Origin of the sequence: Bradyrhizobium genosp. A (genome assembly GCF_049949275.1) — a bacterium.
Taxonomy (GTDB): domain Bacteria; phylum Pseudomonadota; class Alphaproteobacteria; order Rhizobiales; family Xanthobacteraceae; genus Bradyrhizobium.
Window position 1 is genome coordinate 1869983 of record NZ_CP188196.1, and the last position, 14853, is coordinate 1884835.

Genomic DNA, 14853 nt, shown 5'->3' on the forward strand with positions numbered 1-14853 from the left:
CCAGCACAAAAACCGGCTTCATTCAGCCCTGACTCCCGTCAGGCTTGGGTGCGGCTTTTGCTCGCGCTGCTGATCGGCTCGATCGGCGGCGTCGGCATGTGGGCGGTCGTCGTGGTGCTTCCCGTCGTGCAGGCCGAATTCGCCGCCACGCGCGGCGCGGTGTCGCTGGCTTTCACGCTGATGATGTTCGGCTTCGGACTCGGCGGCGTGATCGCCGGCAAGATCACCGACAAATTCGGCATCGTGCTGGCGATGGCGATCAGCATCGCTTTTCTCGGCGTCGCCAATATTCTTGCGGGACTGTCGACCCAGCTCTGGCAGTTCGTGGCAGCCTATTTCCTCATCGGGCTCGGCACCTCCGCGACCTTCGCGCCGCTGATGGCAGAGGCCTCGCACTGGTTCGAGCGCTATCGCGGACTGGCTGTGACCATCGTCGCGAGCGGCAATTACGTTGCCGGCACGATGTGGCCGCCGCTCATCAGCTCGGGCATGGAGAGGATCGGCTGGCGCACCACCCATATCGGCATCGCCGTCGTCTGCGTGGTGTTGATGACCATCCTGGTGCTGGTCCTGCGCGCGCAGATGGGCGATGACAAGGTCCGGAATCACGCCAACGCGCCGCCGCCGCGGGTTGATCTCAGGCTCTCGACCAACACGCTGACGGCGCTGCTCTCGATCGCCAGCGTTTCCTGTTGCGTCGCCATGGCGATGCCGCAGGTCCATATCGTCGCCTATTGCGGCGATCTCGGCTACGGCGTGGCGCGCGGCGCCGAGATGCTGTCGCTGATGATGGCCTGCGGCATCGTCAGCCGCATCGGGTCGGGCTATCTCGCCGACAAGATCGGCGGCATTCCGACTCTGCTGATCGGGGCAATGGCGCAGGGCTTTGCGCTGGTGTTTTACCTGTTCTTCGACAGCCTCACTTCGCTCTATCTGATCTCCGCGATGTTCGGCCTGTTCCAGGGCGGCATCGTGCCGAGCTATGCCATCATCGTGCGCGAGGCGATGCCGGCCAGCGAGGCCGCGACCCGCGTCGGCATCGTGATCTTCGCCTCCGTGTTCGGCATGTCCTTTGGCGGCTGGGTGTCCGGCATCATCTTCGATGCCACCGGCTCCTACGCGGCTGCGTTCGCCAACGGCGTGGCGTGGAATGCCCTCAATATCGGCATTGTATTGACCCTGCTGATCCGCTCGCGGATGAATTCAGTCAAGGCGGGACCGGGTTTTGCAACCTAGGACGCCATCACATGGCAGCCTCCGCTGGATCTGGTTGATCCCACTTGTCGTGCTGCTGGATCAGGGTACGAAGCAGCTCGTCGTCGGCTGGCTGGAGCCCGATCGTCCGATGATCATCTTCTCGTCCACGGTCTTGCCATCCATCGACTTCGTGCTGTCCTACAACAAGGGCGTTTCGTTCAGCTTCCTGCGGTTCGCGGACGATGCCCAGCGTTGGCCGCTGGTTGGCCTCTCGCTTCTCGCCTGCGGACTGCTGGGCTGGTGGCTCCGCCGCGTGCCACCGCGCCAGCCGATCCTGGCTGCCGGACTAGCCCTGATCATCGGCGGCGCGTTCGGCAATATGCTGGACCGCGCCCGGATCGGTTCGGTCATCGACTTTGTCCATCTCTCCTATCAGGCCTGGTCGTTCGCCATTTTCAACGTCGCCGACACCGCGATCACTTTGGGCGCAGTCGCGACCGTGGTGTCTTTATGTCTGGAGGCAACCTAGACCGCCTGTCCTGCCTTCAGCAGCGAGCAGCCGGTGATCTTGTAGCTTCCGTCCGCCTGCTGCTCGAGTGTGTAGAGCGCTTCCCAGGCTTCGCCATTGGCATCGATGATGTGAACGCGCTGGGCGACCGAGCTGCCTTCGATCCTGCTCTCGCCGAACTCAAAACTCTTGTGACGATAGACCGGCGCGTAGCCGTTCTGCACCATGGACATGAAGATGTCGGGCGCGGGGAATATCTGCTTGATCGCAGGTGCCGCGTAGGAATAGGCGGCCGCCGCGTCGTCGTGGCCGAAGGCTTGTTCCTGAGCCCGGATCACGCCTTGCGCTGTCGCGACATCGTCGGCGCGTGCGGGGATAGGGCTGCAAGCAATACTGAGAACGACCAGCAAGGCGGCAATGCGCATGGCAGGCTCCGCGTTGAAATCCCGGCGATGCTGATCCTAGCACGACCTTGGCAAATACGGACGCGCTATCGCTTCGGTTTCACCGCCGGCTTGGCTCGCTTGGCGGTGCGTGACTTGGCGGTGTGTGACTTGGCCTTCGCGCCGGGTTGCACGCGCAAACCGTCGACGAATACGTCGAGCATCCGCAGCACCGAGGACTGCCAGCCGGGCTGGTCGTGCATGTAGCACATGCCGACGAGGGCCCTGAGCAGGTCATGCGGGCTGACGTCGCCGCGCATCTCGCCTGCCGCGACCGCGCGGTCGAGCAGCGAGCCAATGGCCTTGGTCAGACGATCCATCGAGAAGGCAGCCAGGTCCGACGAACTCTGGAACGTCAGCGCCAGTGCCGCCGACATGCCCTTTTTCGTGGCAACGAATTCGACGTTGGAGCGCAGCCAGCGCCTGAGCGCATCGACCGGGTCCTTGGCGTTCTTTAGCTGCTCGGCAAGCTCGCTGAGCTGCTCGACCTCGCGCCGGTACACCGCCTCGAACAGATCCTCGCGCGTCGGAAAATGCCGGTAGAGCGTTCCGATGCCGACGCCCGCGCGTTTGGCCACGGCCTCCAGGCTCGCCTCCGGGCCGCCGGCGTTGAACACGACCTTGGCTGCCTCGAGCACGCGCTCGCGATTGCGCACGGCATCGGCGCGGGGCTTTCGGCTCTGGTCGGTGTGGTCGTCCATCCCGGCAATGTAGATCACGAATTGGTTAGATTGAACCCTTGGCTAGCTGCATCGCGTTGTCTGCGCACGGGCTTTTGACGAATTCCAAATATTTTTCGACGGCCCTTGTTAAGCGGAGGGTGCCTCCGTATCTTCGCTGGGTGCCGGCCCGGAATGTGTCCGGGCGGCGCGATATCGACGGCGGCCACGGCGGTGGTGCGCTGAGCGATGAGCCATGTCCATATCTGATCGGAGCCTTGTATGAACCACTCCATCAGCCTCACCGTGAACGGTGCGCGGCGCGATTTCGTCCTCGACGATCCGCGCGTCACGCTGCTCGATCTCCTGCGTGAGCGCCTCCATCTCACCGGAACCAAGAAGGGATGCGACCGCGGCCAGTGCGGCGCCTGCACCATTCTCGTCGACGGCAAGCGCATCAATTCCTGCCTCGCACTCGCCATCAGCCATGACGGCGCCGACATCCTCACCATCGAGGGCGTTGCGCGCGGCGACCAGCTTCATCCGGTCCAGGCGGCCTTCATCGCCCATGACGGATTTCAGTGCGGCTTCTGCACGCCCGGCCAGATCATGAGCGCCATCGGCATGATGCAGGAAGCCCAGGCCGGCAATGATCCCGAACGCATCCGCGAATGCATGAGCGGCAATCTCTGCCGCTGCGGCGCCTATGCCGGCATCGTCGATGCCGTGCTGGAGGCGCAGGCCGGTGCCGACGAATCCAACCAGAGGCGCTCCGCATGAAACAGTTCGATTATGTCAGGCCCGCCACGGTCGCTGAAGCCGTCGCCGCCGCCGCCCAGCCGGGCGCGACCTATCTTGCGGCCGGCACCAATCTGCTCGATCTGATGAAGAGCGGCGTCAGCCGTCCGGATCGGCTCGTCGACGTCACGCATCTCGATGGCCTCGATCAGGTCGAACGCCTCGCCGACGGGTCGTTGCGGATCGGTGCGCTCGTCAGCAATGCCGATCTCGCGCATGACTCGGAGTTCGCGAAGTCGTATCCGGCCGTGGCAGAAGCGCTGCTCTCCGGCGCATCGGCGCAACTGCGCAACGCAGCAACCGTGGGCGGCAATCTGCTGCAACGGACCCGTTGCGCATATTTCTACGACACCGCCAGCCGTTGCAACAAGCGCGAGGTCGGCAGCGGCTGCGACGCCCGCGAAGGCGAGAACCGGACGCACGCGGTGCTTGGCTGGAGCGAAAGCTGCATTGCGACGAATCCGTCTGACTTCTGCGTGCCTTTGGTCGCGCTCGACGCCATCGTCGAGATCGAAGGCAGGAACGGTCGTCGCGAGATCACGCTCGACGAACTGCATCGCCTGCCAGGAAATACGCCCGAGCGCGAGTCCGCGCTTGAGCCCAGCGATCTCATCGTCGCGGTACGTCTGCCGCCCGCGGCGCGTGGTTTTGCCGCGCATACGCGCTATCTCAAGGTTCGCGAGCGTACGTCCTACGCGTTTGCCGTCGTCTCGGCTGCGGCGGCGCTGCGGATTGAGAACGGCAAGGTCGCAGAGGCGCGGCTTGCGCTTGGCGGCGTCGCCCCAAAGCCCTGGCGCGCCCGCGCCGCGGAGGATGTGCTCAGCGGCGTCGCACCAACGGCAGATGCCTTCCGGGAGGCCGCCTGGCGCGCGCTCACCGACGCAAAGCCGTCCGGCGACAACGCCTACAAGATCGAATTGGCGCGCCGCATTGTCGTGCGCGCGCTGACCCTTGCCGCTGCCGGTACGCCCGCGCGTATCCCCGCGCTGCCGGCTTCCCCCTTTGCTTCGACGTCTGGAGCCATCCATGCCTGAGCTCAATCTCACCAGCGCTCCCGCCCATCTCCGCCACGGCTCGAGCATCGGCCAGCCGCTGACCCGCCGCGACGGCGTGCTCAAGGTCAGGGGGCAGGCGACCTACGCCGCCGACAATCATCCGCCCGGCATGCTGTTTGCGGTGATGGCCGTGTCCAGCATCGCGCATGGCCGCGTGACCTCGCTCGATGTCGCGGCGGCCAAGCGTCATCCCGGCGTTGTCGAAATCATGACGCCGGACCATAAGCCGCAGCTCGCGATTGATCCTGAAATCAAGACCAATCCGTTCGTGTTCCGGATGGAGGTGTTGCAGAGCAACGAGGTCCGCTACGCCAACCAGCCCATCGCCGTCGTGATCGCCGAGACGCTCGAGGCCGCGACCGAAGGCGCGGTGCTGCTGGCGCCGCGCTATGAGACGCTGCCTGCGCTCGTTGGGCTCGATGCCGGCGAAAGTTTTGTGCCGCCCGTCGTTGGTGTCGGTAACCCCACCGAAAACCATCGCGGCGACGTCGAGGCAGGCCTTGCCGCCGCGGACAAGCGGATCGAGGCTGTCTACGAGACCCCGCCGCAATATCACAACGCCATGGAGCCGCACGCGATCGTCGCCCATTGGGACGGCGACAATCTGTCGGTCGACATGCCGACCCAGGGCCTGATGCTGTCGCTGGGGCGCATCGCCGAATTGTTCGGGATCGCACCGGACAAGATCCACATCCGCAGCCCATTCCTCGGCGGCGGTTTTGGCTCCAAGGGGCTCATGGGCGGTCCTCCCGTGCTCGGCCTGATGGCCGCAAAGCTGGTCGGCAAGCCGGTCAAGCTCGTGCTGCGGCGTGAGCAGATGTATGGCCCGGTCGGCCATCGCGCGCCGACGCGTCAGCGCTTGCGCATCGGCGCCGACGGTGAGGGCCGCCTGACCGCGCTCGATCACCATGCAAGGACGGTGTCGAGCACGTTCGACGATTTCTACGAGCCGGCCGCCGACGCCTCGCACACGCTCTATGCGGCGCCCGCGATCCGCACCTCGCACGACGCCGTGCGCGTCAATACCGGCACGCCATTGTTCATGCGTGCGCCGGGCGAGGCGACGGGCTCGATTGCACTCGAAAGCGCGATCGACGAGATAGCCTGGGCTTGCGGTATGGATCCGCTGGCCTTCCGGCTGAAGAACTACGCCGAGGTCGAGCCGATCACCGGCAAGCCGTTCTCGTCCAAAGCGTTGCGCGCCTGCTACGATCAAGGTGCGGAACGCTTCGGTTGGTCGAAGCGCTCGCTCCAGCCGCGGCAGATGCGCGACGATGCCGGCCTGCTGGTTGGCTGGGGCATGGGCACCGCGACGTTCCCGGCGCTGATGTTCCAGGCCGAGGCGCGCGCCGCGATCCGCCGTGACGGCACCGGCGCGATGGAGATCGGCGCGCATGACATGGGCCAGGGCGCCTGGACGGCGCTGGCCCAGATCGCAGCCGATGCCGTCGGGCTCGATATCGATCGCGTCACGTTCAAGGCCGGAACGTCCGACCTGCCTGATGCCGGCATCGCCGGAGGCTCGGCGCACACGGCAACCGCCGGTGCTGCGATCCACAGCGCCGGCGCTGCCGTGATCGCAAAACTCGCCGATCTCGCCACCAAGGACGAGCGCTCGCCGCTGTTCGGCGCCGGCAATGCCGGCGTGATCGCGCGCGATGGCCGGTTGATCCGGCGCGACGACGAGAGCCGCAGCGAGAGCTACACCGAGATCCTCGCGCGCGCCGGCGTCGCCGAGGTCGAGGCTCGCGGCACCGGTGCGCCGAATCCGGCGGCGATGGAGGAGTACGCCATGCATGCCCATGGCGCGGTGTTCGCGGAGGTGAAGGTCGATCCCGAACTCGGCCAGATCCGCGTCACCCGCATGGTCGGCGCCTTCGCGGCAGGGCGCATCGTCAACCCGCATCTGGTGAAGAGCCAGCTGTTCGGCGGCATGATCTGGGGCATGTCCTTTGCGCTGTACGAGGAAGCCATCACCGACCGCCGCAGCGGCCGGATCATGAACGCCAATCTCGGCGAGTACCATATCCCGGTGAATGCCGACGTGCCGCCGCTCGATGTGATCACGGTCGAGGAGCACGATCCGCACGTCAATGCGCTCGGCATCAAGGGCGTCGGCGAGATCGGCATCACCGGCAGCGCCGGCGCGGTCGCCAATGCGGTCTGGCATGCGACCGGCGTGCGGGTGCGCCGTTTTCCGATCAGGATCGAGGAGCTGTTGCCGGGGCTTTGAGGTAAAGGGCGGGGCGGGATCTCCTCGCTCCGCCGCTTCAGAACGTCGGCGGCGTACAGGCCGAGATCACTTCGCACGGCTTGCCACCGACGCAGCGGAAGCGATGCGGACGGCGGCTCTCGAAATAATAGGCATCGCCTGGATTGAGGATCCGCCGCTCGTCCTCGACGGTGACTTCGAGCTTGCCCGAGATCACGATGCCGCCCTCCTCGCCGTCATGAACGAGATGCACGCGGCCGGTGTCGCTGCCGGGCTCGTAGCGCTCCTTCAAGATTTGCAGGGTTCGGCCGAACAGATTGTCGCCGACTTGCCGATACGAGATCGGCTTCTTGCCGACCTCGGTGAGCTCTTCGGCGCGGTAGAAGATCTTGCGCCTGCTCTCCGGCTCCAGCGCAAAGAACTCGGCGAGCCCCATCGGGATGCCGTCGAGGATGCGCTTCAGCGCGCCGACCGACGGGTTCATCTGGTTGGATTCGATCAGCGAAATCGTCGAATTGGTGACGCCGGCGCGCTTGGCGAGCTCACGCTGCGACAGCTTGTGGCGCGCCCGGATGAATCGCAGCCGTCCACCGATGTCGACGCTCATGCCCCTGGCCCCTGTTGCAGGTGTTGCGAATCGCGCAAATATGGACCGGCTGCCCCAGTGAAATCAATGGCTTGCAGGTCATCAGAAAAGGACTTGTTGTCCTATCGAAGCCGTGCCTCTGCTACGCCGTCAGCAAAGGAGCGTGGCCCGTGACCCTTCATCAGATTCCGAACACGATCAAGACCGACTCGTTCTGGATGCCGTTCACGGCCAACCGTCAGTTCAAGAAGGCGCCGCGCCTGTTCTCCTCGGCCGAGGGCATGCACTACACCACCGTCGACGGCCGCAAGGTGATCGACGGCTCCGCCGGCCTCTGGTGCGTCAATGCCGGCCACGGCCGCAAGCAGATCGCCGCCGCCGTCGAGCGGCAGCTGATGACGCTGGACTTCGCGCCGACCTTCCAGATGGGCCATCCGCTGGCGTTCGATTTCGCCGAGCGTCTCGCCGAGATCGCGCCCGAGGGCCTCGACCGCATCTTCTTCACCAACTCCGGCTCTGAATCGGTCGACACCGCGCTGAAGATCGCGCTCGCCTATCATCGCGCCAACGGCCAGTCGAGCCGCACCCGCCTGATCGGCCGCGAGCGCGGCTATCACGGCGTCGGCTTCGGCGGCACCTCGGTCGGCGGCATGGTCGCCAACCGTCGCGCCTTCGCCACGCTGCTGCCGGGCGTCGACCACATCCGCCACACGCATGATCTGACCCGCAACGCCTTCGCCAAGGATCAGCCGGAGCATGGCGCCGAGCTTGCCGACGATCTCGAGCGTCTGGTCGCGTTGCACGGCGCCGAGACCATCGCCGCCGTCATCGTCGAGCCGGTGCCGGGTTCGACCGCGGTGCTGCCGCCGCCGAAGGGCTATCTGCAGCGCCTGCGCGCGATCTGCGACAAGCACGGCATCCTCCTGATCTTCGACGAGGTCATCACCGGCTTCGGCCGCCTCGGTACGCCGTTCGCCGCGAACTTCTTCGGCGTCACGCCGGATCTGATGACGACGGCCAAGGGCATCACCAACGGCGCCATTCCCTGCGGCGCGGTGTTCGCGAGCCGCAAGATTCACGATGGCATGATGGTCGGCCCGGAGAATCAGATGGAGCTGTTCCACGGCTACACTTATTCCGCGCATCCGACCGCCTGCGCCGCGGGTATCGCGACGCTCGACATCTACAAGGACGAAGGCCTGCTCACGCGCGGTGCGACGATGGCCGAATACTGGCGCGATGCGCTGCATTCGCTCAAAGGCCTGCCGAACGTGGTCGACATCCGCAATTGCGGTCTGATGGGTGCGGTCGAGCTGTCGCCCCGCGACGGCACGGTCGGTGCGCGTGGTTACGACGTCATGGTCGACTGCTTCAATCGCGGGCTGTACTTCCGCATGAGCGGCGACTCCTTCGCGCTGTCGCCGCCCCTGATCGTCGAGAAGAGCCACATCGACGACATTGTGTCGATCCTGGGCGATGCCATCAAGCGGGTGGCCTGATAATTGCTCTCGCCGTTGCGAGTTGTTTCCTTGCAGCGGCGCGCGTGATGCCGCGGGAGTTTGACCAAGCGTGAAAGTTTTGATCCTCGGCAGCGGTGTCATCGGTGTCACCTCTGCCTACTACCTCGCCCGTGCCGGCCACGAAGTAACGGTCGTCGACCGTCAGCCCGAGCCGGCGCTGGAGACCTCTTTTGCCAATGCCGGCGAAGTGTCGCCCGGCTACTCCTCGCCATGGGCCGGCCCCGGCGTGCCGGTGAAGGCGGTCAAGTGGCTGTTGATGAAGCACGGCCCGTTGGTGGTCCGGCCGAAGCTCGACCCGGTGATGTGGGTCTGGCTGCTCAAGATGCTGCGCAACTGCACCAGCGCGCGCTATGCGGTCAACAAGAGCCGGATGATTCCGATCGCGGAATACAGCCGCGATTGCCTGCGCGATCTGCGCCGCGACATCGGCATTCAATATGACGAGCGCTCGCGGGGCACGCTCCAGCTGTTCCGCTACCAGGCGCAGCTCGACGGCACCGGCGAAGACATTGCTGTACTCAAGCAATATGGCGTGCCTTTCGAGGTGCTGAGCCGCGAGGGCTGCATCGCGGTCGAGCCGGCGCTTGCCGGCGTCAAGGAAAAGTTTGCCGGCGGGCTTCGTCTGCCGCAGGACGAAACCGGCGACTGCCACATGTTCACGCAGGCGCTGGCCAAGCATGCCGAAGCGCTCGGCGTGCGTTTCATGTTCAACACCGGCATCGACCGCATCGTCACCGACGGCACGCGCGTCAACGGTGTCGCAACCAGCGCCGGGATGTTGCAGGCAGACAGCTACGTGCTCGCGCTCGGAAGCTGGTCGTCGCGGCTCGTCGCGCCGCTCGGCATCTCGCTGCCGGTCTATCCGGTGAAGGGCTATTCGATCACGGTCCCGATCAAGGACGCCTCCGGCGCGCCGGAATCAACCGTGATGGACGAGAGCTACAAGGTCGCGATCACGCGCCTGGGAAGTCGCATCCGCGTCGGTGGCACCGCCGAAATCTCGGGCTTCTCGACCAAGCTGTACGATGCCCGGCGCGCCACGCTCGATCACTCCCTGACTGATCTGTTTCCGCGCGGCGGCGATCTCTCCAAGGCGACGTTCTGGAGCGGCCTGCGCCCGATGACGCCGGACGGCCCGCCCGTGATCGGCCCGACGCAATATGCCAATCTTCACCTCAACACCGGTCACGGCACGCTCGGCTGGACCATGTCCTGCGGTTCGGGGCGTGTGCTCGCGGACATGCTGTCGGGCAAGAAGCCGGAGGTGGATGTGAGCGCGCTGACAGTGGATCGCTACGCGCACCGGTTTGGGTGATTTCTTTGCCTCTCCCCGCGTGCGGGGAGAGGCCGGAATTTGCAGAGCAAATTCCGGGTGAGGGGGAGCCTCCGCGAGTCCGTCGGTCACCGCCTGCGTGGAAAGAGCCCCTCACCCTGACCCTCTCCCCGTAAGAACGGGGAGAGGGAAAAGCAGCTACCCCGTCCCCGTCACGCAATTCACCCACAGCACCACGGCCTTCGCATCCAGCGCCGGATTGGAAAACCGGTGCGGCCTTCGGCTCGCGAACCGAAAGCTGTCGCCGGTCTTGAGCGACCATGTCTCGCTGTCCACCGTCAGCAACATCTCGCCTTCGAGCACCAGGCCAGCCTCTTCGCCGTCATGGGTGTAGAGCTCGTCGCCCGTCGAGCCGCCAGGCTCCAGATGCACCAGGAACAAATTGAGCTTGTTGTCGGCGCTCGCAGGGCTCAGCAATTGTTTTGAGACGCCGGTGCGCCAGAGTTTGAGTTCGGGCCGCTGCGACCCACGCGTCACGACCTGATCGGATGCGCCGTCGGCGCTCGGGTTTGCGCCGAACAGCGCGGCGATGCCGACGCCGAGCACGTCGGAAAGCGTGGCCAGCACGCGCAGTGACGGCGACGACAGGCCGCGCTCGATCTGGCTGAGGAAGCCGATCGACAGATCCGTGCGCGCGGCGACCGTCTCGAGCGAGAACTGCCTGACACGGCGGAGATCGCGGATGCGGCGGCCGACCGCGACGTCCATGGCAGGCTCCGCCGGCTTCGCGGTCACCTTCCTGCCGCTCCTGACCTTCCTGGCCGGCTTTGCGGCGGCCGGTTTGCGCATTCTTTTGCCACCGCTCACGTCAAACCGCTTCCTTCATGTGCATGAAAACCGCTTGCGTCATCCGCGAAAGTGTGACCAAATTTTCATATTGGTGAAAATAGGCCGAAACGGCTCGGTCCGCAACGTCTGCGATCACGACGTGCGAGCGCCGCCACTGGCCGGGACCCAAAGGGGGATGCGATGAAGCGTTTTGGTCTGGCCGCGGTCGCGGCGCTTGCACTTGCGGCCATCGTGCCGGCGTCGGCGCAGCAGGTGCTGAAGGTCGGCTCGACGCCGACGGGCATCCCCTTCACCTTCCTCGACACCAAGACCAACACCATCCAGGGCATCATGGTCGATCTCGTCACTGAAATCGGCAAGGATGCCGGCTTCAGCGTGCAGATCGAGCCGATGCAGTTTTCGGCGCTGATCCCGTCGCTGACCTCTAGCAAGATCGACATCATCGCGGCCGCGATGTTCATCACCGCGCCGCGCAAGGAGGTCGTCGATTTCTCCGACCCGATCTACACCTATGGCGAAGGCCTGGTCGTGCCGAAGAGCGATACCAAGGCCTATGCCACGCAGGACGATCTGAAGGGCGAGACGGTCGGCGCCCAGGTCGGCACCGCCTTCGTCGATGCGCTGAAGAAGTCCGGCCTGTTCGCCGACGTCAAGGCCTACGACACCATTCCGGACATCCTGCGCGACGTGAACACCGGCCGTCTCAAGGCTGGTTACGCCGACTATCCGATCCTCGCCTACAATCTGAAGCAGGGCGGCTTCCCCGAGGTGCGCCTCGTCGACGGCTACAAGCCCGTCACTGTCGGCTCCGTCGGCATCGGCGTGCGCAAGGGTGAGAGCGCACTGCTCGGCAAGATCAACGCGTCGCTCGCGAAGCTCAAGGCCAACGGCACCATCGAAAAGATTCTCGGCAAGTGGGGCCTGAAGGCCCAGGGCTGATGAGAGGGTCATCGAAGGCTGCCCGATGAAAGGCTTCTGGCACGACGTCGTCGAGTTCTTCCCGATCCTGATGAGCGGCGTCGCGCTGACGATCGTCGTCACCATCGGCTCGCTGCTGCTCTCGACGGTGCTCGGCCTGATCTGGGCGATGATGCGGGTCTCCGGCATCAAGGCGCTGTCGATGCTCAGCGCCAGCCTGATCAACGTGATCCGCGGCATCCCGATCATCGTGCTCTTGTTCTACCTCTACTTCGTGATGCCGGATCTCGGCGTCACGTTGTCGGCGCTACAGGCCGCGATCCTCGGTCTCGGCATTGCCTATTCGGCCTATCAGGCTGAAAACTTCCGCGCCGGCATCGAGGCCATCGACAAGGGTCAGATCGAGGCGGCGCAGTCGATCGGCATGGGCTGGTGGCTCACCATGCGCCGCGTGGTGCTGCCGCAAGCGGTCCGTATCGTGCTGCCGCCCTACGGCAACGTCATGATCATGATGCTGAAGGACTCTTCCCAAGCCTCGACCATCACAGTCGCCGAGCTCGCCCTTCAAGGCAAGCTGATCGCGTCCTCGACCTTCAAGAACACCAACGTCTTTACGATGGTGGCGTTGATGTATCTCACCATGAGCATTCCGCTGATCCTGCTGGTCCGTCACTTCGAGAAGCGGGCGGGCAAGAAATGATCGAGCTCAGCGACGTCCACAAGAGCTTTGGCAAGGTCGAGGTGCTCAAGGGCATCACGGCGAAGGTCGAGAAGGGCGAGGTGGTCTGCATCATCGGGCCGTCCGGCTCGGGCAAATCGACCATCCTGCGCTGCATCAACGGGCTCGAAAGCTACGACCGCGGCGAGATCAGCGTCGAGGGCCTGAAGGTCGACCGCGATGCGCCGTCGATCGTGAACATCCGCACGCAAGTTTCGATGGTGTTCCAGCGCTTCAATTTGTTCCCGCATCGGACAGTGCTGGAGAACGTCATCGAGGGGCCGCTGTTCGTGAAGAGGGAGCCGCGCGCCCAGGTATACGAGCGCGGACGCGCGCTGCTCGCTCGCGTTGGGCTTGCCGAGAAAGCGGACGTGCATCCGCCGCAGCTTTCCGGCGGCCAGCAGCAACGCGTCGCGATCGCGCGTGCGCTGGCGATGCAGCCCAAGGCCATCCTGTTCGACGAGCCGACTTCGGCGCTCGATCCGGAGCTCGTCGGCGACGTCCTCGGCGTGATGCGCAAGCTCGCCGACGACGGCATGACCATGGTCGTCGTCACCCACGAGATGGGCTTTGCCCGCGACGTCGCCGACCGTGTGCTCTTCATCGACGGCGGCGTCATCGTCGAGCAGGGGCCGGCGAAAACGCTGCTCAACCAACCCCAGCATCCGCGCACGCAGGACTTTTTGCGCCGCGTGCTGCATCCGCTTTGACCGGACTTTTATAATGACGCGCCTGCCTCTGCCGCCCTCGCTTTATGCCGACACCGCCGTCGCGCCAGTGGATACGCCGCCGCTCGATGCGGACAAGAATGTTTCCGTCGCGATCGTCGGCGGCGGCTATACGGGGCTTTCCACGGCGCTGCATCTGGCGGAGCAGGGTGTCGAGGCGCTGGTGCTGGAGGCGCAGGAGCCGGGCTGGGGCGCGTCGGGCAACAATGGCGGCCACACCAATCCCGGCCTGAAGCACGATCCCGATCAGATCGAGGCTGATTTCGGCGCCGAGCTCGGCCGCCGCATGATCGCGTTCTCCTATGGCACCACAAACTTCACGCACGATTTGATCCGCCGCTATCAGATCCCCTGCGAAGCCCGGCAAAACGGAACGTTGCGCGCGGCCTATAACGAGGCCAGTGCCGCAGCGATCGAAAGGACCGCGCAGCAATGCATCCGCCGCGGTATGCCGGTGTCGTATCTGAACCGCGAGCAGTTGCGCGAGATGACCGGCACCGATCGCTATATCGGCGCCATGCTGGACACCCGCGGTGGCGACCTGCATCCGCTCAGCTACGCCCGCGGCCTCGCGCGAGCCGCGATCTCGACGGGCGCGAAGGTCCACGGCGAGACGCCGGCGCTGTCACTGCGTCGCGATGGCAGCCGCTGGCGCATCGAAACGCCGCGCGCGGTCGTGCATGCCGACAAGGTGTTGCTCGCCACCAACGGTTTCACCGACGATCTCTGGCCTGCGCTTCGCCGCACCATCGTGCCGGTGTTTTCGTCGATCGCTGCCACCGCGCCGCTTTCGGACGACATTGCCCGCTCGATCATGCCGACGCGCCCGGTGCTCTACGAAAGCGGCCACATCACGGTCTATTACCGCATCGATCAGCAGAACCGCCTGTTGATGGGCGGCCGCGGCCCGATGCGCTGGATCAGCTCGCCGAACGACGTCGCCTATCTCATCCGCTACGCCGAGCGGCTATGGCCGCAGCTCAAGGGTGTCGCCTGGACCCATGGCTGGAACAGCCGGCTCGCGATCACCAAGGACCATTATCCGCATGTGCATGAGCCCGCGGAGAGCATCCTGATCTCGCTCGGTTGCAACGGCCGCGGCGTCGCGCTCTCGACCGCAATGGGCGCGCAGCTCGCGCGCCGCTTGATTGGTGGTGCCAAGGCGGAGATCGATATGCCCGTCACCGGCATCACGCCGATCCCGATGCATGCGTTCTGGCCGGTCGGCGTGACGACGGCGGTGATTGCCGGCCGTGTTCGAGATAGGCTGGGGATTTAGAGCGCGTTCAGATGTGATCGGGCCACAGGGCAGGTGCGCTCCCTCTCCCGCTTGCGGGAGAGGGCTGGGGAGAGGGTGTCTCCGCTGTGAGGAACCCCCAAGAGGAGAAA

At 65.2% G+C, this 14853-nt stretch carries 16 protein-coding genes; 12 read left to right on the plus strand and 4 right to left on the minus strand.

Translation table 11 applies throughout. The features are described from left to right. Positions 1-48 precede the first annotated feature (48 nt). Complete coding sequence (locus tag ACP2YP_RS08715; RefSeq protein WP_426423671.1) at positions 49-1236, plus strand: MFS transporter; 1188 nt, start codon at positions 49-51, stop codon at positions 1234-1236. A gap of 34 nt (positions 1237-1270) precedes the next feature. Continuing rightward, the gene (gene lspA / locus ACP2YP_RS08720) at positions 1271-1726 is read left to right on the plus strand and encodes a signal peptidase II (protein WP_426423672.1); all 456 of its coding nucleotides are present in this window, start codon (positions 1271-1273) and stop codon (positions 1724-1726) included. Here lspA and ACP2YP_RS08725 read toward each other — a convergent pair. Both ACP2YP_RS08725 and ACP2YP_RS08730 read right to left on the minus strand, forming a co-directional pair. Further along, positions 1723-2130 (minus strand): DUF4864 domain-containing protein, encoded by a 408-nt coding sequence (locus ACP2YP_RS08725; protein ID WP_426423673.1) that lies wholly within the window; start codon positions 2128-2130, stop codon positions 1723-1725. The two genes, lspA and ACP2YP_RS08725, sit on opposite strands and share 4 nt — an antisense overlap. 65 nt (positions 2131-2195) lie before the next feature. Next, positions 2196-2849, minus strand: coding sequence for a TetR/AcrR family transcriptional regulator (locus tag ACP2YP_RS08730; protein WP_426426081.1), 654 nt, complete (start codon positions 2847-2849; stop codon positions 2196-2198). 240 nt (positions 2850-3089) lie between these two features. Here ACP2YP_RS08730 and ACP2YP_RS08735 point away from each other — a divergent pair, with 240 nt between their 5' ends. Genes ACP2YP_RS08735 through ACP2YP_RS08745 form a run of 3 tightly spaced genes read left to right on the plus strand, consistent with a single transcriptional unit; the run spans position 3090 to position 6893 of the window. After that, entirely contained in the window at positions 3090-3587 is a 498-nt protein-coding gene (locus tag ACP2YP_RS08735) for a (2Fe-2S)-binding protein (RefSeq protein ID WP_148753302.1), read from the plus strand. Continuing rightward, on the plus strand, positions 3584-4639 hold the full coding sequence (locus ACP2YP_RS08740) for an FAD binding domain-containing protein (RefSeq protein ID WP_426423674.1): 1056 nt from the start codon (positions 3584-3586) through the stop codon (positions 4637-4639). The genes ACP2YP_RS08735 and ACP2YP_RS08740 overlap by 4 nt, the downstream gene beginning before the upstream one ends. Further along, positions 4632-6893, plus strand: coding sequence for a xanthine dehydrogenase family protein molybdopterin-binding subunit (locus tag ACP2YP_RS08745; RefSeq protein WP_426423675.1), 2262 nt, complete (start codon positions 4632-4634; stop codon positions 6891-6893). The genes ACP2YP_RS08740 and ACP2YP_RS08745 overlap by 8 nt, the downstream gene beginning before the upstream one ends. Positions 6894-6930: 37 nt before the next feature. On the opposite strand, the gene ACP2YP_RS08750 is transcribed toward ACP2YP_RS08745, so the two are convergent. Continuing rightward, positions 6931-7479, minus strand: coding sequence for a cupin domain-containing protein (locus ACP2YP_RS08750; RefSeq protein ID WP_275512342.1), 549 nt, complete (start codon positions 7477-7479; stop codon positions 6931-6933). A gap of 149 nt (positions 7480-7628) precedes the next feature. On the opposite strand from ACP2YP_RS08750, the gene ACP2YP_RS08755 reads away from it, so the two are divergent. Then, positions 7629-8957, plus strand: a complete 1329-nt coding sequence (locus ACP2YP_RS08755; RefSeq protein ID WP_426423677.1) for an aspartate aminotransferase family protein — start codon at positions 7629-7631, stop codon at positions 8955-8957. A 70-nt stretch (positions 8958-9027) separates the two neighbouring features. Continuing rightward, positions 9028-10293: a D-amino acid dehydrogenase gene (locus tag ACP2YP_RS08760; protein ID WP_426423678.1), complete on the plus strand. Its 1266-nt coding sequence runs from the start codon at positions 9028-9030 to the stop codon at positions 10291-10293. Positions 10294-10449: 156 nt separating this feature from the next. On the opposite strand, the gene ACP2YP_RS08765 is transcribed toward ACP2YP_RS08760, so the two are convergent. Beyond that, positions 10450-11100 carry a helix-turn-helix domain-containing protein gene (locus ACP2YP_RS08765; protein ID WP_426423679.1) on the minus strand — a complete coding sequence of 217 codons (651 nt, stop codon included), beginning with the start codon at positions 11098-11100 and terminating at the stop codon, positions 10450-10452. On the opposite strand from ACP2YP_RS08765, the gene ACP2YP_RS08770 reads away from it, so the two are divergent. Genes ACP2YP_RS08770 through ACP2YP_RS08790 form a run of 5 tightly spaced genes read left to right on the plus strand, consistent with a single transcriptional unit; the run spans position 11018 to position 14743 of the window. Next, entirely contained in the window at positions 11018-11284 is a 267-nt protein-coding gene (locus tag ACP2YP_RS08770; protein WP_426426485.1) for a hypothetical protein, read from the plus strand. The two genes, ACP2YP_RS08765 and ACP2YP_RS08770, sit on opposite strands and share 83 nt — an antisense overlap. Beyond that, positions 11281-12039, plus strand: coding sequence for an ABC transporter substrate-binding protein (locus ACP2YP_RS08775; protein ID WP_426423681.1), 759 nt, complete (start codon positions 11281-11283; stop codon positions 12037-12039). Before ACP2YP_RS08770 ends, ACP2YP_RS08775 begins: the two co-directional genes overlap by 4 nt. 25 nt (positions 12040-12064) lie before the next feature. Then, complete coding sequence (locus tag ACP2YP_RS08780; protein ID WP_426423682.1) at positions 12065-12718, plus strand: amino acid ABC transporter permease; 654 nt, start codon at positions 12065-12067, stop codon at positions 12716-12718. Then, positions 12715-13446: an amino acid ABC transporter ATP-binding protein gene (locus ACP2YP_RS08785; RefSeq protein ID WP_426423684.1), complete on the plus strand. Its 732-nt coding sequence runs from the start codon at positions 12715-12717 to the stop codon at positions 13444-13446. Before ACP2YP_RS08780 ends, ACP2YP_RS08785 begins: the two co-directional genes overlap by 4 nt. 13 nt (positions 13447-13459) lie before the next feature. Then, on the plus strand, positions 13460-14743 hold the full coding sequence (locus ACP2YP_RS08790) for an NAD(P)/FAD-dependent oxidoreductase (RefSeq protein ID WP_426423686.1): 1284 nt from the start codon (positions 13460-13462) through the stop codon (positions 14741-14743). Positions 14744-14853 lie beyond the last annotated feature (110 nt).